The following is a 363-nucleotide window of genomic DNA, read 5'->3' as shown; positions in this document are numbered from 1 at the left end:
TTTTGCACCTTTTTTTAGTATAATATTTATTACGCCACCAAGAGCATCATCGGCTAAATGACCCGGCACTACGCCTTTATAAATTTCAATATTTTCTATCATTGAAGGCGGAATGCTGTTTAGGTTAAAAGAAGACCCGTACATTGATATAGGAATACCATCAATAAAAATGCGAACAGAGTTACCAGACAAACCATTTAAACTATACTGAACTTGCGAGCCTAAACCGCCATTTTGCCTAAGTTTTACACCAACTGTAGTATTTAAAAGTTCATTGGTTTGTATGTTTCTTAAACTGGCTTCTTTAGTTTCAATAAGGTTAACTGAAAAGCCTTTGGTTTCAGTTTTTCTTTTTTCGGTTTC

At 34.4% G+C, this 363-nt stretch carries 1 protein-coding gene; it reads right to left on the bottom strand.

Annotated features, from left to right (window positions below):
• The coding region (locus FUA24_RS00590) for a TonB-dependent receptor (RefSeq protein WP_148539607.1) at positions 1-363 on the bottom strand (363 nt) is incomplete at both ends.

The sequence above is a fragment of the Seonamhaeicola marinus genome (assembly GCF_008085455.1).
The sequence above is the reverse complement of the archived record's forward strand: the minus strand, read 5'-3'. Positions and strand labels throughout refer to the sequence as shown.